The following is a 24,754-nucleotide window of genomic DNA, read 5'->3' as shown; positions in this document are numbered from 1 at the left end:
CGCAGCCCTTATCTTGCGGGCCCGGTCAGGGAGGCGAGGCAGTCGAGGAGACGAGGCATCGGAATGCGGGCTCCCGGCATCGTGCGGCGCGGACTCGGGGTTCCCGGCGTCGTGGATCACGGCACTCGGCGGCGGCGGGCCGCGTACCGGCGGGTGGTGTGGGGCGGGGGCGAGGTTCTCGTCACCGTCGGCCTCCTTCTCCTGCTTCTTGTCGTGCATCAGCTCTGGTGGACCAATCGGCAGGCCCGGGAGGGCGCCGAGAGGAAGGTCCAGGCGTTGGAGAAGGAGTGGGGGAGCGGGGAGGGGGAGGGGAAGAGGAAGGGCGAGGGGCAGGATCAGGGGGCGGGGGTGTCGGGTGCGGGGAGTGGTTCGGGTGGCTCGGCGGGGGGTGGCGCGTCCTCCGGAGGTGGCTCCGGGGCGTCCACCGGGAGTGGGCGGGCGCAGGGAACGCCCCGGTCGTCCCAGGCGTACGCCGTTCTCTCCATTCCCCGGCTAGGTCTTCGTGTGCCCGTCGCGGAGGGGGTAAGCAAGCGGGATGTCCTCAACAAGGGGTACGTGGGGCACTACCCGCACACCCAACAGGCCGGACAGGCCGGGAACTTCGCGCTCGCGGGGCATCGGAACACTCATGGGGAGCCGTTCCGGTACATCAACCGGCTGCGGCGGGGGGACGAGATCGATGTTGAGACGGCGGCGGGGCGCTACGTCTACGTCGTCGACAAGACGCTTCCGCAGACCTCCGCGCATGACGGAGGGGTCATTCGGGAAGTGCCGCGCAGTACCGTTCGGCCCGCCTACGGGTACAGCGTGCCGGGGTACTACATCACCCTCACCACCTGCACGCCCGAGTACACCTCCCGGTATCGGCTCGTGGTGTGGGGCACGTTGACCTCCATGCGCCCCCGTTGACCACGATCACCGCCCCGCCCGGCCGGCGTCAGCCCCGCTCCCGAAGAGCCAGCAGGCTCGCGCCCGCCACCAGCGCCAGCCCCGCCGAGACCGCGATCGCGATGTCCGCGCCGTGCGCGAGCCCGCCCGTGGAGGTGACGATCGCGATGGTCAGGGCCACGCCGGCGCAGGAGCCGATGTAGCGGAACGTCTGCTGCGCGCCCGAGCCCATCGCGGCGCGGGTCGCGGGGACGGACTCGACCGCGACGAGCGGCAGTGCGGCGTTGAGGAGCCCGCTGCCGACGCCGGAGACGAGGAAGCCGGGCAGCAGGCGGGTCCATGAACCGGCGTCGAGCGCACCGAGCATCGTCAGGACGCCGGCCGCGTGCAGCGCGAAGCCGAGGGCGAGTTGGTGGCGCGGGGAGATCCGGCCCGCGAGGCGCCGCACCTGCAGGGCGACCCCGAAGGACAGCCCGGACCAGAGCAGGAACAGCCACGCCGTGTCCAGCGCGGACAGGCCCAGGGTCTGCTGGAGCAGCGCCGGCAGGAAGCTGAACAGGCCGATCACCGCGAGGCCGGTGAACAGACCGCTCGCGGAGGAGGCGAGGAAGCGACGGTGGCGGAGCAGGGAGAGGTCGATCATGGGCGTACGGGTTCGGCGTTCGACGAACGCGAACGCCGTTGTCAGGACGGCGAACGCCGCCAGCAGGAGGCCCACCGACGGGCGCAGCCAGCCGTCCCGGCCCAGGGTGAGCGCGGCCACCAGGGCGACGAGCGCCAGGCCGAAGGTGAAGGCGCCGGCCAGGTCGGGGCGACCGCCTCGGGAGGCCCGGGACTCGGTGAGGGCGCGGGTGCCCAGCAGGGCGACCAGGAGCGCGGCGCCGCCCAGGACGGCGTACGCGATCCGCCAGTTCAGGGTCTGGGCGATCGCACCGGCGAGCAGCGGACCCAGGGCTATGCCGCCGCTGACGAACGCGCCCCACACGCCGGTCGCGTGCAGCCTGCCGCGGGCGGTCGGGAAGGCGTGGACGAGCAGGCCCAGGCTGCTGGCGAGGATCGCGGCGCTCGCCGCGCCCTGCGCGACCCGGGCCAGCGTGAACAGCCAGGTGGAGGTCGCGAGCGCGCCGAGCGCGGTGGTGATGCCGAGGGCGACGGTGCCGGAGAGGAAGATCCGGCGGCGGCCGTAGTCGTCGGCGAGGCTGCCCGCGACCAGGAGCAGTGCGGCGAGGCCCAGCGGCGTGCCGTTGAGCAGCCAGGCCTGGGCGGAGACGGGGGTGTGCAGTGCGGCGGCGGTGTCGGGGAGCGTGACCATCGGCGCGGTGTACGTCATCAGGGCCACGGCGGTGGCGGCGCTGGTGACGGCGAGGGTGGCGGTCGCCCGCGGGGGTGTCTCGGGGTGTGTGCCGGGGGGTGCCGAAGACGCCTTCGCGGTGGTGGCGCGGTCGAGCTGGGACATGGTCTGCCCTTCGGGCTCCGGAGCGGATCGGTGGAGAGGTAGGTTCAGTCAATGAACCAGCCTGGTGGGTCGACCGTAGCATCTTAGGTTCGTTCACTGAACCGACATGTCGAAAAGTGGCTACAGTGGGGTCATGGCTCTCGGCAAGGACTACGCGACGCAGGAGTGCTCGATCGCCAGCGCGCTCGAGATCGTCGGCGAGCGGTGGACGCTCCTCGTCGTGCGCGACGCGCTCTACGGCGTACGGCGCTACAACGACTTCCTCGTCCACCTCGGCATCCCGCGCGCCGTCCTCGCGTCCCGACTCCAGGCGCTGACCGCCGAGGGCATCCTCGAGAAGCGCCGCTACCGGGAGTCGCCGCCGCGCGACGAGTACGTCGTCACCGACCGCGGCATCGCCCTGTGGCCGACCCTGCGCTCGCTCGGGCGGTGGGGCCGCGAGCACCTCGGCGAGGCGCCGCTGCGCTACTTCCGGCACGCGACCTGCGGTACGGAGCTCGGCCCGTACGGCGAATGTGCCGCGTGTGGAACCGTCGTACCCGTCCCGGACGTCGAAATGGTGCCGGGACCCGGACTCGATCCGGACCCGGCGGATCCGGTCAGCCGGGCGCTGCTCAAGCCGAGGAGGCTGCTGGAGCCGATCGACACCGGTCACGCGTAAGACCGACACCGGTCATGCGTAAGCAGGTACGGGGGACGTGAGCCCGCGTACGAGAGGGCGAGAGGAGGGGTGGTCCGTGGTCCGGAGCTCGGCGAACGTACGCCCCGTCGCCCTTCTGCTCGTGCTGCTCCTCGAACTCGCCGTGCTGGACGCAGGCAGCCTCCCGGCAGCCGTCGCCGTCGCGTTCACCGCGACCGCCGCGGCCGGTGCCGCGCTCGCCGTATGCGCCCTCATCGGCTCGCGCCGCGCGTCCGCCGTCCCGCGTACGCGGGTTCGTACGGCGATCCGCGACCGTGAGCACCGTACGGCGTTCCTGCCCCAACGTGATCCCGACGCCTCGGGGCGTCCGCGCCCCCGAGCGCCCGGGCGGGCCCTCCTGACGGCCGCCGCGTAGGGATCCCAGCAGGACTCGCCAGAACTCGCCAGTCGTACAACCCCAACCCCTGTCTGCGTACCCCGCGCGGGTCGTCATGCCGACGCGTCATTTCTCATTCCGGCACGACGAGACCCCCGGAGGGCTCATCCATGTCCACCTCCATGTCTGCTTCCGCGTCCGCACCCATGTCCGCTTTCGCCGGGCTGGTCGAGCGGCTCGCCGATCTGCTCGAACCGCTGTTCCATGCTTCCGCGGCCGCCGCCGCGATCGTCCTGTTCACCGCGCTCGTACGACTGCTCGTGCATCCCCTGTCCCGGGCGGCGGCGCGTGGACAGCGGGCGCGTGCCGCGTTGCAGCCGAGGATCGCCGAGTTGCGCAAGAAGCATCGGAAGGATCCCGAGAGGTTGCGGAAGGCGGTGCTGGAACTGCACGAGAAGGAGAAGGTGTCGCCGCTGTCCGGGATTCTGCCCGGGCTTCTTCAGCTGCCGGCTTTCTTTCTCCTGTACCACCTGTTCTCCAGCTCCACCGTCGGCGGTGAGGCCAATGAGCTGCTGAGCCACCAGCTGTTCGCCGCGCCGCTCGGCGACCGGTGGGTCGACGCGCTCGGGGGCGGTGGAGTGTTCGGTGCCGCCGGGCTCGTCTACCTCGGTCTGTTCGTGGTCGTCGGCGCGGTGGCTACCTTCAACTACCGGCGTACGAAGCGGACGATGGCCGCCTCGGTGCCCGCGGCCGGCGGGGCGGAAGTGCCCGGCCTCGGTGCGGTGAGCGCGTTTGTGCCGTTCCTGTCCTTCTTCACACTCGCCACCGTGGCGGTGGTGCCGTTGGCCGCCGCGCTGTACGTGGTGACCAGTACGGCCTGGAGTGCCGTGGAGCGAGCGGTCCTGTATCCCTGAGGGTGTGGCGGCGGTCCAGTCCGTGAACGGGGTATTGCGGAGTGGACGTGCAGCTTGGAGGATCGACCAGTCCTCCGATGGCTGCACCCATCGGCGGCTGCCCGCGATCGAGGGAGATTGATCATGAAGCTGCTGCGAGTCGGTATGGCGGGATCGGAGCGGCCCGCGCTGCTCGATGCCGAAGGGATTCTCCGGGATCTGTCGGGTGTCGTGCCGGACATCGACGGGGCGCTGCTCGCCGACGACGCGGCGCTCGGGCGGGTCCGTGCGGCCGCGGAGTCGGGGGAACTGCCCGTGCTGGACGCGGACGGGCTGCGCGTCGGGCCGCCGCTCGCCCGGATCGGCAAGATCGTCTGCATTGGGCTCAACTACCACGATCACGCTCGCGAGACCGGGGCCGAGCCGCCTGCCGAGCCGGTGATCTTCTTCAAGGCGGCGGACACGGTGGTCGGGCCGGACGACACCGTGCTCGTGCCCCGCGGGTCCGTCAAGACCGACTGGGAGGTCGAACTCGCGGTCGTCATCGGGCGTACCGCCCGCTATCTGGAGTCGCACGAGGAGGCGCTCGCGCGTGTCGCCGGGTACGCGGTGGCGCACGACGTCTCCGAGCGGGAGTTCCAGATCGAGCGCGGGGGGACGTGGGACAAGGGGAAGAACTGCGAGACGTTCAATCCGCTGGGGCCCTGGCTGGTGACGGCGGACGAGGTTTCCGACCCGCAGGATCTTTTGCTGAAGCTGTGGGTGAACGGTGAGCTGAAGCAGGACGGGACCACGGCCGAGCAGATCTTTTCGGTGGCGGAAGTGGTCCGGTACGTCAGTCAGTTCATGACGCTCTATCCGGGGGACGTCATCAATACGGGGACGCCGGCGGGGGTTGCCTTGGGGCAGCCGGAGCCGAAGCCGTATCTGCGGGCCGGGGATGTGGTGGAGCTGGAGATCGGGGGGTTGGGCAGGCAGCGGCAGGAGTTCAAACCCGCGTAGGCACTCCGTTGGGTTTGGCGGGGGGTGCGGGTGGGTTTGGGGTGCGTTGTCGGGTGCCGGTTCGTTGTGGCTGGTCGCGCAGTTCCCCGCGCCCCTGAAAGGATGCGCAGTTCCCCGCGCCCCTGAAAGGATGCGCAGTTCCCCGCGCCCCTAAAAGATCGCGCAGTTCCCCGCGCCCCTGAAAAGAAGCAGGGGCGCGGGTGCGGGACTTACCTTCCCAGGAACTGTTGGAGCGCCTTGACGACCATGGCGTGGTCTTCCAGTTGGGGGAGGCCCGAGACCACCACCGTGCCGATGACGCCCGTGCCCTCGACCGTGAGGGGGAACGCGCCGCCGTGGGCCGCGTAGGTGTCGGGGTCGAGGCGGGAGGAGGCCTCGAAGGTGGTGCCCTTGGCGCGGAAGCGGGTGCCGACGAGGAGCGAGGAGCAGCCGTAGCGCTCGACGACGCGGCGCTTGCGGTCGATCCAGGCGTCGTTGTCCGGGGTCGAACCGGGCAGGGCCGCGTGGAAGAGCTGCTGGCCGCCGCGGCGGATGTCGACGGCGACCGGAGCGGCGGCCTCGCGGGCCATGCTCACGAGCAGAGTGCCCAGGGTCCACGCGTCGTCGTACGTGAAGTGGGGGAGTACCAGTTGCCGCTCCTGGGACTCCAGTTCCGTGATCTGTTCCGCGAGCAGCCGCGCGGTGTCCTCGGTGCTCACAGGGACACCGCCGTGCCCTCGGTGGCGGAGCGGCGGGCCGCCTCCAGGACGTCGAGGGCGGCCGCGGCCTCCTGTGCGGTGACCGGGTTCGGGGCGCCGTCGCGGAGGGCGGCGGCGATGGCCGCGTAGTACGCGGGGTACGCGCCGGGGAGCGTGGGCTCGGGGCGGCCGCCGCCCGTGAGCGGGGACTCGCCGGAGCCGACGCGGCCCCACAGGGACTCGGGCTCGACACCCCACTCGGCGGTCGCGCCGGGACGCCTGCCCTCGCGCAGGTCCGCCTCCTGCGGGTCGAGGCCGTGCTTCACGTAACCGGCCGCCGAGCCCAGGACGCGGAAGCGCGGGCCGAGTTGGGCGGTCGTCGCGGAGACGTAGAGGTGGGAGCGGACGCCGTTCGTGTGCGTGATCGCGATGAAGGTGTCGTCGTCGGTCTGCGCGCCGGGGCGGCGGACGTCCGTCTCGGCGTACACCGAGGCCGCGGGGCCGAAGAGGACGAGAGCCTGGTCGACGACGTGGCTGCCGAGGTCGTAGAGGAGACCTCCGATCTCTGCCGGGTCGCCGGACTCGCGCCAGCCACCCTTGGGCTGTGGGCGCCACCGCTCGAAACGGGACTCGAAGCGCCATACGTCGCCCAGCTCGCCCTCGTCGAGCAGCTTGCGGAGGGTCAGGAAGTCGTTGTCCCAGCGGCGGTTCTGGAAGACGGACAGGAGCAGGCCGCGCTCGTCCGCCAGCGCGGCCAGCTCGCGGGCCTCCGCCGCCGTACCGGCGAGGGGCTTGTCGACGACGACCGGCAGGCCCGCCTTGAGGGCGGCGGTCGCGAGCGGGACGTGGGTCTTGTTCGGGGAGGCGAGGACGATCAGGTCCAGCTCGCCGGCGCGCGCCCAGAGCTCTTCGGGCGTGGCGGCGAACGAGACTCCGTCGCCGAACTCGGCGCGGGCCTGCTCCTGCCGCTCCGGGTTCGAGGTGACGATCGTGTCCAGGGCCAGGCCCTCGGTCGTGGCGATCAGCGGGGCGTGGAAGACGGAGCCCGCGAGGCCGTAACCGACGAGGGCCACGCGCAGGGGAGGAGTACCAGTCATGACGTCCACTTTCGCAACGCTGTTGCCAAAGTGCAAGCGCGGGGGACAATGGCGTACGTGAACAGGACCAATGCCGAGTCCGGAGTGAATCTGCTCGCCCTGCGCAGCCACAACGCCGCGCTCGTGCTCGATCTGCTGCGCACGGCGGGGGAGGGCGGCATCAGCCGGCTCGAACTCGCCGAGCGCACCGGGCTGACCCCGCAGGCCGTCAGCAAGATCACCGCTCGGCTGCGGGCGGACGGGCTGGCGGCGGAGGCGGGGCGCCGCGCGTCGACCGGCGGCAAGCCGCGGACCGTGCTGCGGCTCGTGCCCGAGGCCGGGCACGCGGTCGGGCTCCACCTCGACCGCGACGAGGTGACGGTCGTGCTGTGCGACCTCACCGGCGCGGTGGTCGCCGAGCGGCGGGTTCCGCTCGATCTGGGGGCCGGGGCGGAGGCGGTCGTCGAGTCGGCGGCGGCGGAGGTCGAGGCGCTGCTCGCGGGGGCGGGGGTGTCCGTACTGGGCGTGGGCGTCGCCCTGCCGGGGCCGCTCGACCATGCCCGGGGTGTGCTGCATCGGGTCACCGGGTTTCCCGAGTGGGACGGGTTCCCGCTGCGGGATGCGCTGGCGGGGCGGCTCGGGGTGCCCGTGGTGGTGGACAAGGACACGAACGCGGCGGCGTTGGGGATCGCGGTGGTGGGGAGTGGGAGCGAGAGGGGGAGTGGGAGTGGGAGTGGGAGTGGAGTCGGGGCGTCGGGGGGTGTCTCCGCCGGCTCTGCCGACTCTCCCGGCTCTGCTGACTTTCCCGGCTCTACCGGCTCCTCCGGCCCTTCCAGCTCCTCCGGCCCTTCCAGCCCCTCCGGCCCTCTCGAATCCTTCGCCTATCTGCATCTCGGTACGGGGCTCGGGGCGGGGCTCGTGATCGGTGGGGGCGTGCACCGGGGGGCGCGTACCGGGGCTGGGGAGTTCGGGCATCAGGTCATTCAGCTGGACGGGCCGCCGTGCGGCTGCGGCAACCGTGGCTGCATCGAGGCGTTGTGCCTCGCCGCGGTGGACCGCGGTGCCGTGGGTGAGGCGGCGCGGGTGCTCGGGGTGGGCGCCGCGAATCTGGTGGGGCTGCTGGACATCGACCTCGTGCTGCTCGGCGGGCGTACCGTCGCGGCGCATCAGGAGGCCTTCGTACGGGGTGTCGGTGCCGTTCTTGAGGAACGGGCTCGGCTGGAGGGCGTGGACGACGGGGCGGTTCCGGTGCGGGTGGCGCCCGGCGGGGCGCGTGGGGTCGCGGAGGGCGCGGCGCAGTTGCTGCTGGCGCCGTTGTTCGGGCGCGGGGAGGGCTGAGCGGCGCGGCTGGTCGGGGCGATCTCCGGGGCCGGGCGGCTCGGCCGTTCGAGGGGACGTCGGGGGCCGGGCGGGGTGTGTCGCGGGCGTGGCGGGGTGGTGGGCGCAGATCGGTGTGGGACGGTCACGGGGCCGTTGCCCTGTACGCCGTCGCCCTCACCGCCCGACGCTCCCGATCCCCCTCTCGACCCCCTCCCGCCGCCCTTGATCGGCAAAGGCCCCTCATGCGACTGCGCAAGACCAGCCCCTTAGCCCTGACCGCCGTTGCCCCCGCCCTGGGCCTCGGGCTCGCACCACCGCCCGCCGCACAGGCGCTGACGCCTGTCGGGCCCACCGCGAGCCCCCGCCCCACCTGTGCCGCGCCCGACACCCGGGCCTTCCCGATCAAGACCCGGATCCATGGCGGGCCGGACGCCTATGACGTCGGCGGCGACTTCCGGACCTGGTACATCGACCTGACCAACACCACCGCGCACACCTGCGGCAACATCCACCCGATCGTCGTACTCGTGGACAGCAAGCGGGTGCTGCGGCCGGAACAGACGCAGCTGGAGTTCTACGAGGGGGAGCGCACGCATCCCGTCCAGTTCGAGAAGAGCGACCAGGACGAGAACGTCGGGGCGTTCGACGACGGGTTCCCGGGGTTCACGGTCGGACCCGGCCGGACGCTCACCGTGAAGGTCCGGCTCTCCGTGACCTCCGACGCCGCGGTGCCGAACGACGTCGTCGCCAACGCGGCCGTGGTGCAGCGCCACAACAACGACGGGGACTGGGTGGGGGAGTCGAACGCGTACCGCTTCCGGATCGACGACGAGAGCAGGACGAGCGACGGCGACGTTGTGGAAGCAGGGGGCACGGGGGGCACCGGGAGCACGGGGGGCACGGGGGACAGCGGTGACGGTGGGGGCAGCGGTGGCGCCGGCGATGGCGGAGGCGGCGGCGGTACGAGCGCGGCTCCCGACGCCAGCGGCACCGCCACGGGAAGTAGCACCGGTAGCAGCACCGGTAGTAGCACTGGCGGCGTCACCGGCACTGGCACCGGCAGCCCCACCGGCGCCGGTGACGGTGACGGTGACGGTAATGACGGCGGTGACGGCGGTGACGGTGGTGGCGGCGGTCGCGACGGCGGTGACCATGACGGTGACGCCGCAGGAAAGGAAAGGAACGGGTCCTCGTCCGCGGACGAGCTGGCCATGACCGGGCCGCGCGGAGCCGCCCTGGCGGTGGGCGCCACCCTGCTCGCCGCCGGGGGCGTGCTGCTGGCGGCCTCCCGCTGGTCCCGGTCCCGGCGTCGCTGAACCCTCCCACCGGCGCACCGCCCCTACCGCGTCCGCGACCATCCCCCCGTGCACTACCCGAACGACCAATCGCCCGGCGCCCCCGTCCGCTCAGGCATCCCGGAGCACGGCCGTATCCCGAAGTACTACGCGGTCAAGGCGCACATCGCCGTGCTGATCGAGGAGTTGGGCGAAGGTGGACCCCTCCCCACCGAGCGCGATCTCGCCGAGAAGTACGAGGTCGCCCGCGAGACGGTACGGCAGGCCCTGCGGGAGTTGCTGCTCGAAGGGAAGCTGCGGCGGCAGGGGCGCGGCACGGTCGTCGCGGGACCGAAACTGGAGCAGCCGCTCTCCCTCGCGAGCTACACCGAAGACGTACGGCGGCAGGGGCGCACCCCCGGTTGTACGCTCATCTCGCTCGGATCGAGACGGTGCCGGCGACGCCGCGCGAGGCGCTGCTCATCGGTACGCCGCCCGCGCTGCCGATGCTGCTGATCCACCGGGTCTCGCGGGACACGAAGGGGCGGCCGCTGGAGCGGGTGCGGACGCTGTACCGGGGGGACCGCTTCTCGTTCACGGCCCACTTGGGCAGTTGACGTTCACCGCGCACCTCGGCGGCCGACGCGCGGCGTGCCGGGCGGGCTCGGGCCCGTCCCTTCGGCCACGTAGCCGCCCGTCGCCGTCGCCCTGACCGAGCTCATGGACGGCGTCGCGCTCCTCGAGCCGGACCGGGCCGACATCGACAAGGACCTGACCTCGTACGTCGAGGACCGGAAGACGGCCACGGGAAGCTGACACTCCACCCTGACTAGGCTGGGGGCGTCGGCACATCGTCGTTCCGGCGCCCCCGGATCGTGTGCGTATGTACGCCAGGACGGCAGTACGCCAGGACGGCAGGAGAACCAGCACCATGGCAGAGCGCAAGCCCATCGAGTCGTGGCTCACCGACATGGACGGCGTCCTCATCCACGAGGGTGTGCCGATCCCCGGCGCGGACGCCTTCGTCAAGAAGCTGCGGGAGTCCGGGAAGCCGTTCCTGGTGCTCACCAACAACTCGATCTACACCGCTCGCGACCTGCACGCCAGGCTGCGGCGCATGGGCCTGGACGTGCCGGTCGAGAACATCTGGACCTCCGCGCTCGCCACCGCCAAGTTCCTGGACGACCAGCGGCCCGGCGGCACCGCGTACGTCATCGGCGAGGCGGGCCTGACCACGGCGCTGCATGACATCGGGTACGTCCTGACCGACCACGAGCCGGACTACGTGGTCCTCGGCGAGACCCGTACGTACTCCTTCGAGGCCATGACCAAGGCGGTCCGGCTGATCAAGGGGGGCGCCCGGTTCATCGCCACCAACCCCGACGAGACCGGCCCGTCCACCGAGGGCCCGCTGCCCGCCACCGGCGCGGTGGCCGCGCTGATCACCAAGGCGACCGGCAAGCAGCCGTACTTCGCCGGCAAGCCGAACCCGCTGATGATGCGGACGGGGCTCAACGCCATCGGGGCGCACTCCGAGACCAGCGCGATGATCGGCGACCGGATGGACACGGACGTCCTGGCCGGCCTGGAGGCGGGCATGGTGACCTATCTCGTCCTCACCGGGCTGACCACCCGCGAGGAGATCGAGCAGTACCCCTTCCGGCCCTCCAGGATCGTGGACTCGATCGCGGACCTCGTCGAGCGGATCTGACGCCGCACGCACCGAGGGTCACCGGCGGGCCCCAAACCATTCGAGACCCGTTTGGAGCAGTTGGGGGCGTTTGAGGATGCGTCCCGGGGCCCGGAGGGGGAGTCTCCAGGTATCTGGAGGTTCACGATGGGTTCATGTCGACTCGCTCTCTGTGCACGACTCACTCTCTGTGCCGGTGCGGTGCTCGCGGCGGCGTTCACTCCCGCCGCGTACGCGGCGGACGGCGGCGTCTCCGTCTCTCCCGTGTCCCCGGCTCCCGGCAGCGACATCCAGCTGCGGGCGCTGGGCTGTACGGGGACGACCGGTACCGCGGTCTCTACGGCGTTCGTCGCGGACGCGCGGCTCACCGGCCAGGGCGGGGTGCTCGTCGGTGACACCCGCGTCCGTTCGTCGGCCGCGGCCGGTACCTACGAGGTCAAGGTCAGCTGTGACGGCCGCCAGGACCGGGTGACCGGCACGGTCACGGTCGCCGCGGCGGGCGGTCCGACCTCCCTGAGGTCCGCCCTCGCCGTCCCGACCCCCTTGAGGTCCGCCCTCGCCCTCCCGACCCCCTTGAGGTCCGCCCTCGCCGTCCCGACCGGCCTCGCCTCGCCCGTCGCCCCCGTGCACGCGGGTGGTGGCGGCACCGCGCACTTCGCGTCCGTGGACGCCCGCTCGTCGAGCCCCGGCACCAAGCACGCGGTGATCGGCCTCGTCCTCGCGAGCGCCGCCGCGGTGGCGGTCGCGGTCCGCAGCGCGCGCCGGGGCCACGACACCCGGGACTGACATGTCCGACGACATGCCCGAACACGGGCGTTCCTCCGGCGCCGGCCGGCTGCTGACCGGTGTCGCCTGGGCGGTGCTGCTGCTCGGGCTGTGGCTGTGGGGCCGTGAGCTGACCGACGTACGGCAGGGGATATCGGCGCCGACGACGGGGGACATCGCGGCGGTCGGACGACCGCCCGAGGTGCTGCTGCCGCCCGCGCTGAAGCCGCTGACGAACGCCGCGCCGCAGCGCATCGACATTCCCTCGATGGGGGTGCAGGCGCCGGTCGTGGGCCGCGGGCTCGACGGGCAGGGGGCGATCGATCCGCCGCCCTTCGACCAGCCGGGCGTGGTCGGCTGGTACGCGGCCGGTGTGCGGCCGGGGGCGGCCGGGACCGCGCTGTTCGTGGGGCACGTCGACACCCAGACCCGGCCCGCGGTCTTCTACAAACTCAGCACGGTACGGCCGGGGCAGACGGTCCGGGTGGTCCGCGACGACGGGACGGTCGCCGAGTTCACCGTGGACGACGTGCAGGTCTTCCCGCGCGACCACTTCGACGCCCGACAGGCCTACGGGCCACGGGAGTCGGGGCGGGCCGAGCTGCGGCTCGTCACCTGCGGCGGCACCTTCGACCGGGTGAGCCGCACTTACACCGCGAACGTGGTCGTGTCGGCGTACCTCACGGGCCGCGGACGATGAATCGGGTGACCCGCAGACGATGAATCGGGTGACCGCGGCCGGTGCCCGGTCACCGGTTCCACCTGTTCCGGTCACCGGTTCCACCTGGCCCGGTCGGCGGTTCCACCTGGCCCGGTCGGCGGCCCGCTCCCCCGGGAGCCGCCGACCGGGCTGGTCCTCGACCGCGCGCGCACGGGCTGCGGGAGTAACCCGGCGGTCGGCGCGGGAGGTTCAGGGTCCGTTTGAGGCAACTCTAGAACGTATGAGCGTTCTGGCCTAGGACCTGTCCCCGGGGCTGTAACAGCTCACCGACAAGGGGTGGGCGATCTCGTGGGCGAGGCGCCACCTATGTCACGATTGACCCCAAGGACAGTGCACCCGAGGGGGAGTTGCATGTACGGCAGTAAGGGGGCCGGGGCTCGGGCGTCCGTTGCGGTGGTGGGGGCGTTGCTGGTGCTCGCGGGGTGTTCCTCCGGGGGCGGCGGCGACAAGAGCGACGGTTCCGGTTCCAAGGTCACACAACAGCCCAAGAACTCCGACCCGTTCTGGGTCAACCCGGCGGGCAACGCGGCCGAGCAGGTCGTCGCGTACGTCAAGGCGGGCAAGAAGGACGACGCCGAGCAGATCCGCAAGATAGCCGAACAGCCGACCGGCGAGTGGATCGGGCCGGAGAACCCCGAGCAGGAGGCGCGCGGTTTCACCGAGGCGGCGCAGCAGGCCGACCGGGCGGCCATCCTGGTCCTCTACAACATCCCGCACCGCGACTGCGGCCAGTTCTCGCAGGGCGGCGCGGCGGACGGCGACGCCTACAAGGCCTGGATCGACGGGGTCGCCCGCGGTATCCAGGACCGGCCCGCCACGGTGATCCTGGAGCCGGACGCCATTCTGCACCTGGTCAACCAGTGCACTCCGGCGCAGTTCCAGGAGGAGCGGTACTTCCTTCTCGAGACCGCGGTCACCAAGCTCAAGGCCCTGAAGAACACGAAGGTGTACCTCGACGCGGGCAACGCGGGCTGGGGCCACCCCGACCAGATCTTCCAGCCGCTGAAGCGGGCGGGCATCGACCAGGCCGACGGCTTCTCCGTCAACGTCTCCAACTTCTACTCGACCCGGGACTCCATCGCGTACGGCAAGCAGCTGTCCGCGAAGGTCGGCGGCAAGCACTTCGTCATCGACACCAGCCGCAACGGAAACGGCCCCTACACGGCCGGCGACGCGGACGAGAACTGGTGCAATCCGCCGGGGCGCGCGCTGGGTGAGACCCCGACGACCAAGACCACCGATCCGCTCGTCGACGCGTATCTCTGGGTCAAGCGGCCGGGTGAGTCGGACGGCGAGTGCAAGGGGGGTCCGAAGGCGGGCGACTGGTGGCCGGAGTACGCACTGAAGTTGGCCAAAGCTTCAAACTGACGGCAAGTTCCCCGCGCCTTCAGGGGCGCGGGGAACTGCGCGCTCAGCCCCCACTCAGCCGCAGCCGAAACCGGCCCGACCCAGCGGAGCGCTACGGCACCTTGACCCACTGGGCCTTGCTCGGGGTCCCCTGGTCGTCCGTCACGAACAGCATGTACCAACCGGACTCCACGAGATTCCGGTTCTTCGGCACGGTCACCGTGACCCCGTTCTTCGTCTTCTTGAAGTCCAGCGCGATGGAACGCTGGTCGACGTCGGTGACGTGCGTGGACGCGCTCGGCCGGATCAGCCGGGCCGTCCTGATGGTCGACGCGTGCTGCGAGGTGAACGTCGCCGAGCCGCCGCGCGCGATCGTCTTCGGGCCGCCGGTCAGATCGGGCCGCGAGTCCCGGTAGAGGTACGGCGGCGTGTAGATCTCGATGCGCTGCTCGAACGTGGCCGGTTTGGTGTTGGCCTTGTCCGCGTAGAGCGAGTTGGAGCCGAAGAACATCACCCGGCCGTCGGGCAGCAGGATCGAGCCCGAGTGGTAGTTGCGGCCCACCAGCGGATCGGCGACCCGGTCGAAGGTGTTCGACTTGGTGTTGTAGATCCGCGCCTGGAGGATGTTGGAGTCGCTGCGCCCCCGGTAGTCCTCGGAGCCGCCGGAGACGAGGACGGTGTCGTCCGGAAGGATCGAGGACTGCGGGTAGCGGGTGCCCTTCTCAAACTCGGGCCCGTCCACGAACCTCGGGTTCTTGTCCTTGAGGTCGATCAGCCGGGTCTTCTTGCTGGACAGCTTGGACTCGCCGACCCCGCCGCCGCCGATCACCATGTACTTCTCGTCCTGCGCGGGCGGCAGCAGCACCGTGCCGGACGTCTCCATCATGTTGGGGTCGCTCAAGCCCGGCAGCTTGGTGAACTTGTTGCTGGCCACGTCCCAGATGCCGGGGTCGCGGCCCACGTTGTCCGGTCCGTAGCCCGCGTTCGAGCCCGAGTAGAACATCTCGCCGTTCTGCATCAGGGAGATCGCCGGGTAGGTCGGGAACTGGCGGATTCCCTTGGTGTACGTCCACTTCTTGGTCTTCGGGTCGAACACCTCGTTCTTGCCCGGGACCAGCTGGCCGATCTCGTCCAGACCGGAGAGGCTGAGGATCTTGCCGTCGCTCATGGTCGTGAGCGTCGGGTACCAGCGTGCCTCGTTCATCGGGTCGACCTTGATGTACTCCTCGGCGACCGGATCGAACTCGTACGCGTCCCGGATGCCCTGGAAGTCCTTCTTGTCCAGGGCGAGCTTCTGTGCGATGCCGTAAGTGTTGCGGGCGTCGGCGCCGGTCAGGCCCTGGATGCGGTAGTTGTCCTGGGTGCCCGTCTCGTACTTCTGGCCGCTCTGCTGCGCCTCGACGTAGATACGGCCGAGGCCCGGGTCGTTGCGCAGGAACTTGCCGGTCGCCTTGTCGAAGACCTTCGTCGCGCGCGGGACGAGCACCGGGTCCTTGGAGACGAACGTCTTGCCGTTCTCCTTGCCGGTGAACTTGGTGCCCGCGGGCAGCGTGATCGGCTTGTCCGGGTTCTCGTTGTGGACGACCATCAGGCCGCCCGCCTTGGTGACGTCACCCTTCAGGGTCTCGTACCGCTTGGTGCCGCCCGCGATCAGCAGATTGCCGTTGGCGAGCTGGGTGTGGCCCGTGCAGAACAGGTCGGCCGGCGTCGGGATCTTCTTGATGGTGCCCTTGACCGGGTCCCAGATCCGCGTGTCGAACTTCTTCGCGTCGAAGTTGTCCTGGTTGTTGCCCGAGCCCGCGATCAGCAGGATCTTGCCGGTGTGCAACAGGGCCGCGTGGATGGTGTTCTGTCTGTACTCCTTGGGGAACTGGATGATGTCCCAGTGCCCGTTCTTGGCTTTGTACTCGGGCTTGTTGATCGTGTACTCGTGGTATTTCTCCGTGCTGAAGCGGTACACCCACGGCCCGTTCATCCCGGCCAGCGCGAGCACCACCGCCCCGCCTATCGCAAGACGACGAGCACGGCGGCGACGGGCACCGTCTTTCATTTCTTACGTCCCCCAAGGGAAATCTGCATGGTCTGGTCATTGCCTCCGCCGCTGCCGCCGCCCTCTGCCGCAGCCCAGCTGGGCTTGTGCTGCGGGGCATGCGGGGCATGCGGCGCGTGCGGGGCGTGCGGTGCGTGCGGTGCGTGTTGCTCCTGCTGGGGCGCCGAGGCCTGAGCGGGCAGCGGCACCGTCTCCTCGGGTGAGGCGGGCGCCGCCGACGGCTTCTTCTTCGCCTGGCGCAGCGCCCACCGCCAGGCGAGGATCGGCGAGGCGGTGATCAGCAGGGCGAAGGAGGCCCAGGTGATCATCGCGGGGTGGGAGTGCCCGAGCAGGAGTCCGGCGACGATCGAGCCGGCGAAGACCAGGATGAAGAACAGGTGGATCCGGAAGGTCCCGAACAGTGTGTCGGGGCTGGCCGAATCGCCCTTGGGGGTCACCACGAACTTGCTCTTGCGGCGCAGCACCGCGTCCATCAGCGAGCGGGCGTAGATCGGCGCGGAGAGCGCCGACATGATCATGCCCGCCACGCCGCCCGAGCCCTCGGGCTCGTGCGGGGAGACGTTGTGCCGGCGGTTCCACACGTACAGGCCGATCTGCAGCGCGGAGGCGTTGCCGTACAGCATCAGCCAGACCGTCGGGTCGATGTTCACACCGGATGCGCCCAGGCCCAGGAAGAGTGCGCAGCTGAGGGCCGCGAGGATCCAGTTGAGGGCGGACATCGGGTAGAAGATGATCATCATGGTGTAGTTGAAGAGCTTGCTCGGCGGAAGCGAGAAGAAGCCCTTCCAGTACTGCTTGAGGATCGTCTCGTAGGTGCCCCGGGACCAGCGCAGCTGCTGGGTGAAGAAGTCCGTCCAGGCGTTCGGGCCCTCGCCGACCGCGAGGACGTCCGGGGTGTAGACCGAGCGCCACTTCCTGCCCGTCGCCGGGTTCTTCGCGCGGTGCATCTCGAAGCCGGTCGCCATGTCCTCGGTGATCGAGTCGTACAGACCGCCGATCTGCTTGAGCGCCTTGATGCGTACGGCGTTGGAGGTGCCCACGAACATCGGCGCGCCGTAGCGGTTGCCGGCCCGCTGGATCAGCGCGTGGAAGAGGAACTGCTGCGACTCGGCGGCCTTGGTGATGGGGTTGTCGTAGTTGCCGTAGACCTGCGGGCCGATGACGAAGCCGATGTCCGGGTCGCGGAAGAAGCCGAGCATCCGCTCCAGGTAGTTGGGCAGGGGCACGTGGTCGGTGTCGACCGAGGCGAAGAAGTCGTACTCGTCGCCGTGCGCCTCCAGCCAGGCGTTGTAGTTGCCGTGCTTGGTCTTGGCGCGGTGCGGGCCCTTGGCCTGGTTCCACTTCGCGACGCCCTTGCGGGAGAAGTGGTGCACGCCCAGGCGCTCGCAGACCTCCTTCACCTCCGGGTCGTCACCCTCGTCGAGGAGCCAGATGTGCAGAAGGCCCCGGTGGCGCAGCTTGACGGCCGCCTCCAGGGTCTTGGTCACCATGGCGAGGGGTTCCTTGCCGGGTACGAAAGAGGTGAGGAAGGCGACTCTGGTGCCGGTCTCCGGGACCACCGGGATCGGGTCGCGGGCGACCAGGGTGGCGTGCGCGTTCGACAGCACGTTCATGCAGCGGAAGAACTCGATCAGACCGATCGAGACCAGCATCACGATGTCGAGCACCGGCAGGAAGTCGTAGGCCGGGTAGTCGCGTTCGGTCCAGTGCTCCGGCTGGAGCAGCCAGCCCAGCAGGATCAGCGACAGCAGCGGCGCGGCGCCCAGCATCAGAGCGGCTCGTACGCGGTGCGGCTCCTGGGACAGCAGCGAGCGGTACTGCACCTTGTACGGCTTGTTCGGATCGGGCTGTGTGAGGGGACCCGCGAGCCGGCTGTAGTGCTCGTAGTCGTATCTCGGCAGGGTCTTCTTGATCCTGCGGAAGTTGCTGCCGGTCCGGTGCGATGGCATCCGGAGCTGGGTCGTCTCAGACGGGTCGAAGTTCTGCCGGGCGCCCGTCGGCGTCGACGTCATGAGTCATTCCCCCCGCACGCACGTCCAGGTGCGTGTTCGTCGGTTCTTGTCGCCCGTTCGAGTCCCCCTTGACCGTCACGGACGCATGCTGGCAGGTCGGCATCACCACATCCTCCACACAACGGAGACATAGAAATGCGACCTTCCGGTTGCATGATGCCCCCCTCGGCATCGGTTCATGAACGGGGCCCCCAACCCCCCATGGTCGCAACCGGCCATACCCCCAACTGTCAGGTATCGACAGTCCCTTGAAGCCCAGGGTTCTACGGTGTTCATCATGATCGCAAGATGCGAAACGCGGTGTTAACCGGTCATACGCGCTAATTGGGATGCGTGTACGAAGATGGGGTCACCGCCCCATACGCCGGGCGCATATGCCCGGTCCGTATGCGCCTCTGTGCACCTCTTTGTGCTGGTTCTCCCCGCGGGGGGCTCGCCTCGCCCGTAAAGCCGAAGGGCCCCTCACGCTGGTGAGGAGCCCTTCGGTGTCGGTGCGCCGCCAGGGACTCGAACCCCGGACCCGCTGATTAAGAGTCAGCTGCTCTAACCAACTGAGCTAGCGGCGCTTGCTGACCCGAGAACTCTACCCGACCGGGGAGGGTGCTCCGGACCACGGGGGTGCCGTGAAGTGAGCGGTGAGGTGTCCCGAACCGGCCGAAAGTGGTCCCTGTACATCATTCGGACCGTCAACATGCGACAAGAGACGACAGTTGCGAAACTGGCGAGTGTGCAGAAGTGCGGAGATATGAACCTGTGGTGTGAGGGGAATCTCATGGAGGCTCCGGTGTTCGAGGAATTCGATCCCGCGAGCGATTGCGATTGCCCCGGATGCGTGCACTGGCGGCGCGTCATTCCCCCTTCCGTACTGCCCGGGCCCGTGGGACACCCGGCGGCGCGGGGCGCGCTGCTGCTGGCCGCGGCGGGCACCGTCCTCGCCGCGGGCCAGTCGGTGCCGGCCGTGGCCGCCGCGCACGGACCCGCCCGGCCGGGCGACCCCCGAGGTGACGAGCCCGGCACCCCGCAGGGTGACAAGGCCCCGCTGCGCGGCGTGGACGGGGGCCCGGCGGGGTCCGCGAAGCCCGGGGCCGGGGGCGAGCTCCCCGCGACCACCCGGGCGGCGATCATCAACCGGGCCAAGAAGTGGGTCGCCTCGCGGGTGCCGTACAGCACGTCCGAGTACTGGGCCGACGGATACCGGCAGGACTGTTCGGGCTTTGTCTCGATGGCCTGGAACCTGCCGGGAAACGAGTGGACGGGCAGTCTCGGCACGTTCGGCGTACGCGTTTCACGCGACCAGTTGCAGCCCGGCGACATACTCCTCTTCCACAATCCGGCGGATCCCGAGAAAGGCTCGCACGTCGTTCTGTTCGGCGGCTGGTCGGACTACACCCACACGTATTACCTCGCCTATGAACAGACGCGCCCGCACACCCGCGGGCAGTCCACTCCGTACGCCTACTGGACCAACTCGGACCGCTATGTGCCCTACCGCTACAAGGGGCTGGCCGAGGGGAAGAGCGGCGCGGCGGCCTCGGCGCCGGGGGTCACGAGCAGCCGCTACCCGGGCCGGTCCTTCTTCGGCCCCGGCGCGGACAACCCCCAAGTCACCCGGCTGGGCCGGCTCCTCGTGGAACGCGGCGCGGACCGCTTCTACCCGACCGGATCCGGATCGAGCTGGTCGGACGCGGACCGGCGGGCCACCCAGGCGTTCCAGCGGGCGCAGGGCTGGCGCGGCACGGACGCGGACGGGCTGCCGGGGCCGGGGACCTGGTCCTCTCTGGTGGGGAGGAAGGGCAGGGACATTTCGGCGCCGGGGAGGCCGACGCCGGGGGCCCCGGCGGTGGGCGGACCGGGGACGAAGGGTTTATCGGCCCCGTCCGTGCCCGCCGCCCCCTCCGTCCCGACCATTCCGTCCGTCCCGACCATTCCGTCCGTCCCGACCATTCCGTCCGTGCCGTCCGTGCCGTCCGTGCCCGGCTATCCGGGGCGCGGGCTGTTCCGGCCGGGCGCCGACAACGAGTTCGTCACCCGGCTCGGGGAGCAACTCGTGAAGAAGGGGTTCGGCACGTACTACACGTCGGGTCCGGGGCCGCGCTGGGGCGAGGCGGACCGGCGGGGCGTCGAGGCGTTCCAGCGGGCGCAGGGCTGGCGCGGCGGCGCGGCGGACGGCTGTCCGGGGCCGGAGACCTGGCGCCGGCTCTTCTTGTGACAGGGCCGGGATCACTCTTCCACGCGCGGAGGCATGGAGGCAGCTATGAGTACGACGACTTCACCCACCCCGGAGTCCGGGGGGACGCCGGAGGGCGGCGCTTCCCGGTCCGCCCGGCTCATCCACAACGAGGCGACCACCGAGATCCCCGTCCATCTGCTCTTCCGGGACGACCCCGAACCGGTCTCCGTGCCGCTCTCGCCCGCCGTGGTGGGGCGGCGGCGCGGCACGGGCGAACAGCCCCGGATCCGGCGTCCCATGCTGGGCCGGGCCCCGCGCCCGGTGCCGGAGGTCGACCCCGAACTGGTGGAGCGCCCCGCACGGGTGCTGCCCGGAGTGGCGGGTGTGCTGGCCGGTGCCTGCGGGGTGGCCGGATGTGTACTCACCACCTGGTGGTCGGGTGTGCTGCCGCACAGCGCGGGGAGGGTGATCGGGCTGCCCTGGTACGCGGGCGCCGGGCTCGGCCCCGCGCAGTGGGCCGCGTACGCCGGGGCCGGCGCGCTCGGACTGTTCGGGTTCGGCGGGCTCTCCCGCGGCCGGACCGGGCGGGCCTGGGTGCTCGGCCTCTTCGGCCGCTACCGGGGCACGGTCCGGCGCACCGGGCTGCTGTGGATCAACCCGATGGTGCTGCGGCGCCGGGTCGACGTACGGCTGCGGCACTGGCGCAGTGAGCCGATGTCGGTGGTCGACGCGAACGGGGTCGCGCTGCGGGTGGTGGTGCTCGTGGTGTGGCGGGTCAAGGACACCGCGCGGGCCGTGCTCGGCGTCGAGGACCACGAGACGTATCTGCGCGAGTGCGTGGAGGCGGCGATGTCGCGGATGCTCTCGCAGCTGCCGGCCGAGGCGCCGCCCGCCGTCATCAAGGACGTGGCGACTCTGCGCAACACGGACGCGGTCGGCGAGGTGCTCACCGGGATGATCGCCGCGGACACCGCGCCGGTCGGCCTGGAGGTGTTCTCGGCGCAGCCGACCCGGATCGAGTACGCCCCCGAGGTCGCGGCCGTGATGCAGCGCCGCCGGATCGCGACCCTGGACGCCCAGCACCGTGACACCGTGCTCACCTCCGTCGTCGACTCCGTCGAGGACACGGTGACCCGGCTGACCATGCGCGGGCTGGTCGAACTCGACGACTACGAGCGCAAGGCGCTGGTGAAGGACCTGACGGTGGCGTTCTACACGGGGCGCAGGGAGGCCTCGCCGTGACGGGGACCGACAGCGGGGCCGTGACGGGGACCGACAGCTTGGTAATTGGTCTGGACATGTTCAAGTCGTGGCAATAATCTGGGACTTGGTCTAGACCTGAAAATCGCGCGCACGGCTCACGAGAACCTCCCCCACGTCCTCCAGGAGCGGCAGCATGCGCATACGGACGCCCAGGACCCCTGCGGCAAGGGTCCGTGCCACCAGGAAAGCCAAGCTGTACGCCGCTGTCGTGGGCCTCGCCACGGCGGGCACGTTCGTGCTCTCCACCGGCGGAGCCGACGCACACGGCTACACCGACCAGCCCCTCAGCCGGCAGAAGTTGTGCGCCGCCAACGGCGGCAGTGTTGCCAACTGCGGTGACATTCAGTGGGAGCCCCAGAGTGTCGAGGGCCCGAAGGGCTTCCCGGCGGCGGGTCCCGCGGACGGACAGATCTGCTCCGCGAACCACACCAACTTCGGCCAGCTCGACCAGCCCAAGACCCCCTCGGGCGCGGCCTGGCCGACGACCAGGGTCACCGGCGGGCAGAGCTACACCTTCCGCTGGCAGTTCACGGCCGTGCACGCCACGACCGACTTCAAGTACTTCGTCACCAAGTCCGGCTGGAACCAGAACCACGCACTGACCAGGGCGGACCTGAACACCACCCCGTTCCTGACCGTCCCGTACAACGGGCAGCGCCCGCCGTCCACGCTCAGTCACACCGGCACGCTGCCCTCCGGACTGAGCGGTCACCATGTCATCCTCGGCGTCTGGACGATCGCCGACACCGCGAACGCGTTCTACTCGTGCGCGGACGTCACGTTCTGAGCGCGTCCCGACCGGAAATGTTCTGAGCCTCTCTTGAGGAGCTCGCGCACCCCCCACGGGTAGGTTCCACGCACGTCGACATGACCATGACGGCGTGCGTGGAGCTGTACCGGACAACGGGGGAATGTCGTGGACGTGTTCTTCTATGCCGTGCCAGGGCTGATCATGGCCGTTGCCATATTCATGGCGGTCGCGGTGATCCGTCGCTCACTGGACATGAACCGGGCTTGGAGCAGCGGGCTGACTGCCGAGGCGCGCTGTTTGCGGTCCTTCACGACGACCAGCGGTGGCGGGGGCGACACCTCTGTGAGTACGACCCTGCACCACGTGTACGAGTTCATGACGCGCGACGGCCGCTCGGTCCGCTTCGAGGAGAAGAACGGCCCGGCGACGATCATCGAGGGTGACATCGTCACCGTCCACTACATCGCCGAGCGCCCGGAGAAGGCCACGGCTCACACGCCGAGCCGGGGCAAGCTGGCTGCGGGAACCGTGGGCATCTTGATCTTCTGTACGGTGATCATCCTCTTCTGTGTCGGCTTCATCGTGGGTGTCCACGGGTTCTTCTCGATGGACGACTCGTCCGGCGGGGACGACTTCGAAGGCACGGGCCTCCCCTTCTGACGGTCCGTCAATTATCGTGCGCCCCCATGGGGTCCATGAGGCGTACCGTCGCGGAACTCGTACAGGAACGGTGGGGCGACCACCGGCCGGGGCTGTGGTTCGAGGGGCGGGTGCGCAGCCACCACCAGGTGGCCGCGGGCGCCGCGGCGCGGGCGGCCCTCCTCGCCGACCTGCTGCCGCCCGGCGCCGCACCGCACGTCGGGGTGCTGCTCGACAACACCCCCGAATATCCGCTCTGGTTGAGCGCGGCGGCCCTCTCCGGTGCCGCCGTCGCCGGGATCAACCCGACCCGGCGCGGCCCCGAACTGGCCCGCGACATTCTGCACACCGAGTGCCGTGTCCTGGTCACCGAGCGGACCCACCTGCTGCTCCTCGACGGCCTCGAACTGCCCGGCGTACGCGTCCTGGTCACCGACACCGAGGCGTACGGGGAACTCCTCGTACCGTACGAGGGCGCGAAGCCGGACGCGGCGCCCTCCGTGTCACCGGACGCCCGCCTCCTCCTCTACTTCACCTCCGGCTCGACCGGCGCCCCCAAGGCCGCGATCTGCACCCAGGGACGGCTGGCCGCCGCCGGGCGCTCGCTCGTCGAGCAGTTCGGGGTGCGCCCGGACGACACGCACTACATCTGCATGCCGATGTTCCACGGCAACGCGGTGATCGCCGACTGGGCGCCCGCGCTGGCGGCGGGCGCGGGGATCGCGCTGCGGCGGCGCTTCTCGGCGTCTGGGTTCCTCGCGGACGTACGGGCCTGCGGGGCGACGTACTTCACCTATGTGGGCCGCGCGGTGCAGTACCTGCTGGCCACGCCCGCCCGCGGCGACGACCGTGACAACCCGCTGCGGATGGGCTTCGGGACGGAGGCCGGGGCCGTGGACGCGGCCGCCTTCGAGAAGCGCTTCGGGGTACGGCTGGTGGAGGGGTACGGCTCGTCCGAGGGCGGCGCCGCCATCCAGTGGACGCCCGGCGCCCCGGCGGGCGCGATCGGGCGGGCGGCACCCCGCGACGACCTCGCGGTGGTCGACCCGGAGACAGGGGCCGAGTGCCCGCCCGCCGTCTTCGCCGAGGACGGGAGGCTTCTCAACGGGGACGAGGCGATAGGGGAGTTGGTGAACCGCGGACCCAACCCCTTCGAGGGCTACTGGCGCAACCCCGCCGCGGACGCCGACCGCCGCCGCGAGGGCTGGTACTGGACCGGGGACCTCTTCTACCGCGACAGCGACGGCTTCCTCTACTTCGCCGGGCGGGCCGACGACCGGCTGCGCGTCGACAGCGAGAACCTCGCCGCCGCGATGATCGAGAACATCCTCACCCGCCACGAGGACGCCGCCGCCGTGGCGGTGTACGCGGTGCCGGACCCGGTGGCCGGGGACCAGGTGATGGCGGCGATCGCGCCGCGCGAGGGGGCCGGATTCGACCCGTCGGCCTTCGCGGCCTTCCTCCTCGACCAGCCCGACCTGGGGACCAAGATGGCACCCCGCTTCGTCCGGATCGTGACGCGGATGCCGGTCACCGCCACCAACAAGATCCACCGGGTGGGGCTGCGCCGCGAGGGCTTCCGCTGTGCCGACCCGGTGTGGTGGCGGCCGCCGGGGCAGTCCGCGTACCGCAGACTGCGCGAGCCGGACATCGACGGGCTGCTGGCCGAGTACCGGGCGCGCGGACGCGAGAAGTTGCTGCCGACCGGGTAGATTCCGGGCGCGCTTCCCGCGCGGGGGGTGCC

General features: G+C 70.6%; 21 protein-coding genes, 1 tRNA gene and 1 pseudogene. 17 read left to right on the top strand and 6 right to left on the bottom strand.

All coding sequences use genetic code 11. From position 1 onward, the window contains the following. Positions 1-63: 63 nt before the first annotated feature. A complete protein-coding gene (locus tag ACFZDJ_RS06760) occupies positions 64-909 on the top strand; it encodes a class E sortase (RefSeq protein WP_391056595.1) in 846 nt (281 codons plus the stop codon). A gap of 28 nt (positions 910-937) precedes the next feature. Here ACFZDJ_RS06760 and ACFZDJ_RS06755 read toward each other — a convergent pair whose 3' ends face one another. Then, positions 938-2,344, bottom strand: a complete 1,407-nt coding sequence (locus tag ACFZDJ_RS06755; RefSeq protein WP_391056593.1) for an MFS transporter — start codon at positions 2,342-2,344, stop codon at positions 938-940. A 133-nt stretch (positions 2,345-2,477) separates the two neighbouring features. Between ACFZDJ_RS06755 and ACFZDJ_RS06750 the strand changes: the two genes are divergently transcribed. From ACFZDJ_RS06750 to ACFZDJ_RS06735, 4 genes are all read left to right on the top strand, one after another. Then, on the top strand, positions 2,478-3,005 hold the full coding sequence (locus tag ACFZDJ_RS06750) for a winged helix-turn-helix transcriptional regulator (protein WP_391056590.1): 528 nt from the start codon (positions 2,478-2,480) through the stop codon (positions 3,003-3,005). A 76-nt stretch (positions 3,006-3,081) separates the two neighbouring features. Further along, on the top strand, positions 3,082-3,399 hold the full coding sequence (locus ACFZDJ_RS06745) for a DUF6412 domain-containing protein (protein ID WP_391056587.1): 318 nt from the start codon (positions 3,082-3,084) through the stop codon (positions 3,397-3,399). A gap of 167 nt (positions 3,400-3,566) precedes the next feature. Continuing rightward, positions 3,567-4,274 carry a membrane protein insertase YidC gene (locus ACFZDJ_RS06740; protein WP_390928617.1) on the top strand — a complete coding sequence of 236 codons (708 nt, stop codon included), beginning with the start codon at positions 3,567-3,569 and terminating at the stop codon, positions 4,272-4,274. Between the two features lie 123 nt (positions 4,275-4,397). Then, positions 4,398-5,255, top strand: a complete 858-nt coding sequence (locus ACFZDJ_RS06735; RefSeq protein WP_391056585.1) for a fumarylacetoacetate hydrolase family protein — start codon at positions 4,398-4,400, stop codon at positions 5,253-5,255. A gap of 209 nt (positions 5,256-5,464) precedes the next feature. Here ACFZDJ_RS06735 and ACFZDJ_RS06730 read toward each other — a convergent pair whose 3' ends face one another. After that, positions 5,465-5,953 carry a heme-degrading domain-containing protein gene (locus ACFZDJ_RS06730; RefSeq protein ID WP_390926928.1) on the bottom strand — a complete coding sequence of 163 codons (489 nt, stop codon included), beginning with the start codon at positions 5,951-5,953 and terminating at the stop codon, positions 5,465-5,467. Next, positions 5,950-7,029, bottom strand: a complete 1,080-nt coding sequence (locus ACFZDJ_RS06725) for a Gfo/Idh/MocA family oxidoreductase (RefSeq protein ID WP_391056583.1) — start codon at positions 7,027-7,029, stop codon at positions 5,950-5,952. Before ACFZDJ_RS06725 ends, ACFZDJ_RS06730 begins: the two co-directional genes overlap by 4 nt. Before the next feature lie 48 nt (positions 7,030-7,077). On the opposite strand from ACFZDJ_RS06725, the gene ACFZDJ_RS06720 reads away from it, so the two are divergent. The 7 genes and pseudogenes from ACFZDJ_RS06720 (at position 7,078) to ACFZDJ_RS06690 (ending at position 14,146) form a co-directional block, all read left to right on the top strand. After that, positions 7,078-8,346, top strand: a complete 1,269-nt coding sequence (locus tag ACFZDJ_RS06720) for an ROK family protein (protein ID WP_391056580.1) — start codon at positions 7,078-7,080, stop codon at positions 8,344-8,346. Positions 8,347-8,570: 224 nt separating this feature from the next. Next, complete coding sequence (locus tag ACFZDJ_RS06715; protein WP_391056577.1) at positions 8,571-9,644, top strand: hypothetical protein; 1,074 nt, start codon at positions 8,571-8,573, stop codon at positions 9,642-9,644. Positions 9,645-9,692: 48 nt separating this feature from the next. Next, positions 9,693-10,219: pseudogene (locus ACFZDJ_RS06710) on the top strand (GntR family transcriptional regulator). Positions 10,220-10,533: 314 nt separating this feature from the next. Beyond that, the gene (locus tag ACFZDJ_RS06705) at positions 10,534-11,313 is read left to right on the top strand and encodes an HAD-IIA family hydrolase (protein ID WP_168491935.1); all 780 of its coding nucleotides are present in this window, start codon (positions 10,534-10,536) and stop codon (positions 11,311-11,313) included. A gap of 126 nt (positions 11,314-11,439) precedes the next feature. Further along, positions 11,440-12,078: a hypothetical protein gene (locus ACFZDJ_RS06700; protein WP_391056574.1), complete on the top strand. Its 639-nt coding sequence runs from the start codon at positions 11,440-11,442 to the stop codon at positions 12,076-12,078. A 13-nt stretch (positions 12,079-12,091) separates the two neighbouring features. Continuing rightward, positions 12,092-12,757 carry a class F sortase gene (locus tag ACFZDJ_RS06695; RefSeq protein WP_384911243.1) on the top strand — a complete coding sequence of 222 codons (666 nt, stop codon included), beginning with the start codon at positions 12,092-12,094 and terminating at the stop codon, positions 12,755-12,757. A 372-nt stretch (positions 12,758-13,129) separates the two neighbouring features. Continuing rightward, positions 13,130-14,146: a glycoside hydrolase family 6 protein gene (locus ACFZDJ_RS06690; RefSeq protein ID WP_391056573.1), complete on the top strand. Its 1,017-nt coding sequence runs from the start codon at positions 13,130-13,132 to the stop codon at positions 14,144-14,146. A 91-nt stretch (positions 14,147-14,237) separates the two neighbouring features. On the opposite strand, the gene ACFZDJ_RS06685 is transcribed toward ACFZDJ_RS06690, so the two are convergent. The 3 genes from ACFZDJ_RS06685 to ACFZDJ_RS06675 form a co-directional block, all read right to left on the bottom strand. Then, positions 14,238-16,175 (bottom strand): galactose oxidase-like domain-containing protein, encoded by a 1,938-nt coding sequence (locus tag ACFZDJ_RS06685; RefSeq protein ID WP_391056571.1) that lies wholly within the window; start codon positions 16,173-16,175, stop codon positions 14,238-14,240. Next, a complete protein-coding gene (locus ACFZDJ_RS06680) occupies positions 16,172-18,187 on the bottom strand; it encodes a glycosyltransferase family 2 protein (RefSeq protein ID WP_391056569.1) in 2,016 nt (671 codons plus the stop codon). Before ACFZDJ_RS06680 ends, ACFZDJ_RS06685 begins: the two co-directional genes overlap by 4 nt. A gap of 492 nt (positions 18,188-18,679) precedes the next feature. After that, positions 18,680-18,753, bottom strand: a tRNA-Lys gene (locus tag ACFZDJ_RS06675). 206 nt (positions 18,754-18,959) lie between these two features. Between ACFZDJ_RS06675 and ACFZDJ_RS06670 the strand changes: the two genes are divergently transcribed. The 5 genes from ACFZDJ_RS06670 (at position 18,960) to ACFZDJ_RS06650 (ending at position 24,722) form a co-directional block, all read left to right on the top strand. Beyond that, positions 18,960-20,396, top strand: coding sequence for a peptidoglycan-binding protein (locus ACFZDJ_RS06670; protein ID WP_391056566.1), 1,437 nt, complete (start codon positions 18,960-18,962; stop codon positions 20,394-20,396). A gap of 45 nt (positions 20,397-20,441) precedes the next feature. Continuing rightward, entirely contained in the window at positions 20,442-21,599 is a 1,158-nt protein-coding gene (locus ACFZDJ_RS06665; protein WP_101404977.1) for an SPFH domain-containing protein, read from the top strand. A 154-nt stretch (positions 21,600-21,753) separates the two neighbouring features. Further along, the gene (locus ACFZDJ_RS06660; protein ID WP_391056563.1) at positions 21,754-22,407 is read left to right on the top strand and encodes a lytic polysaccharide monooxygenase; all 654 of its coding nucleotides are present in this window, start codon (positions 21,754-21,756) and stop codon (positions 22,405-22,407) included. Between the two features lie 129 nt (positions 22,408-22,536). Continuing rightward, the gene (locus ACFZDJ_RS06655) at positions 22,537-23,031 is read left to right on the top strand and encodes a DUF3592 domain-containing protein (RefSeq protein ID WP_391056561.1); all 495 of its coding nucleotides are present in this window, start codon (positions 22,537-22,539) and stop codon (positions 23,029-23,031) included. Positions 23,032-23,057: 26 nt separating this feature from the next. Then, entirely contained in the window at positions 23,058-24,722 is a 1,665-nt protein-coding gene (locus tag ACFZDJ_RS06650; protein WP_391056558.1) for an AMP-binding protein, read from the top strand. Positions 24,723-24,754: the final 32 nt, after the last annotated feature.

This window comes from Streptomyces sp. NPDC007896, assembly GCF_042959425.1.
Lineage (GTDB): Bacteria > Actinomycetota > Actinomycetes > Streptomycetales > Streptomycetaceae > Streptomyces.
Note: the sequence above shows the minus strand (reverse complement) of the source record. Positions and strands in the feature narration are given on the sequence as shown.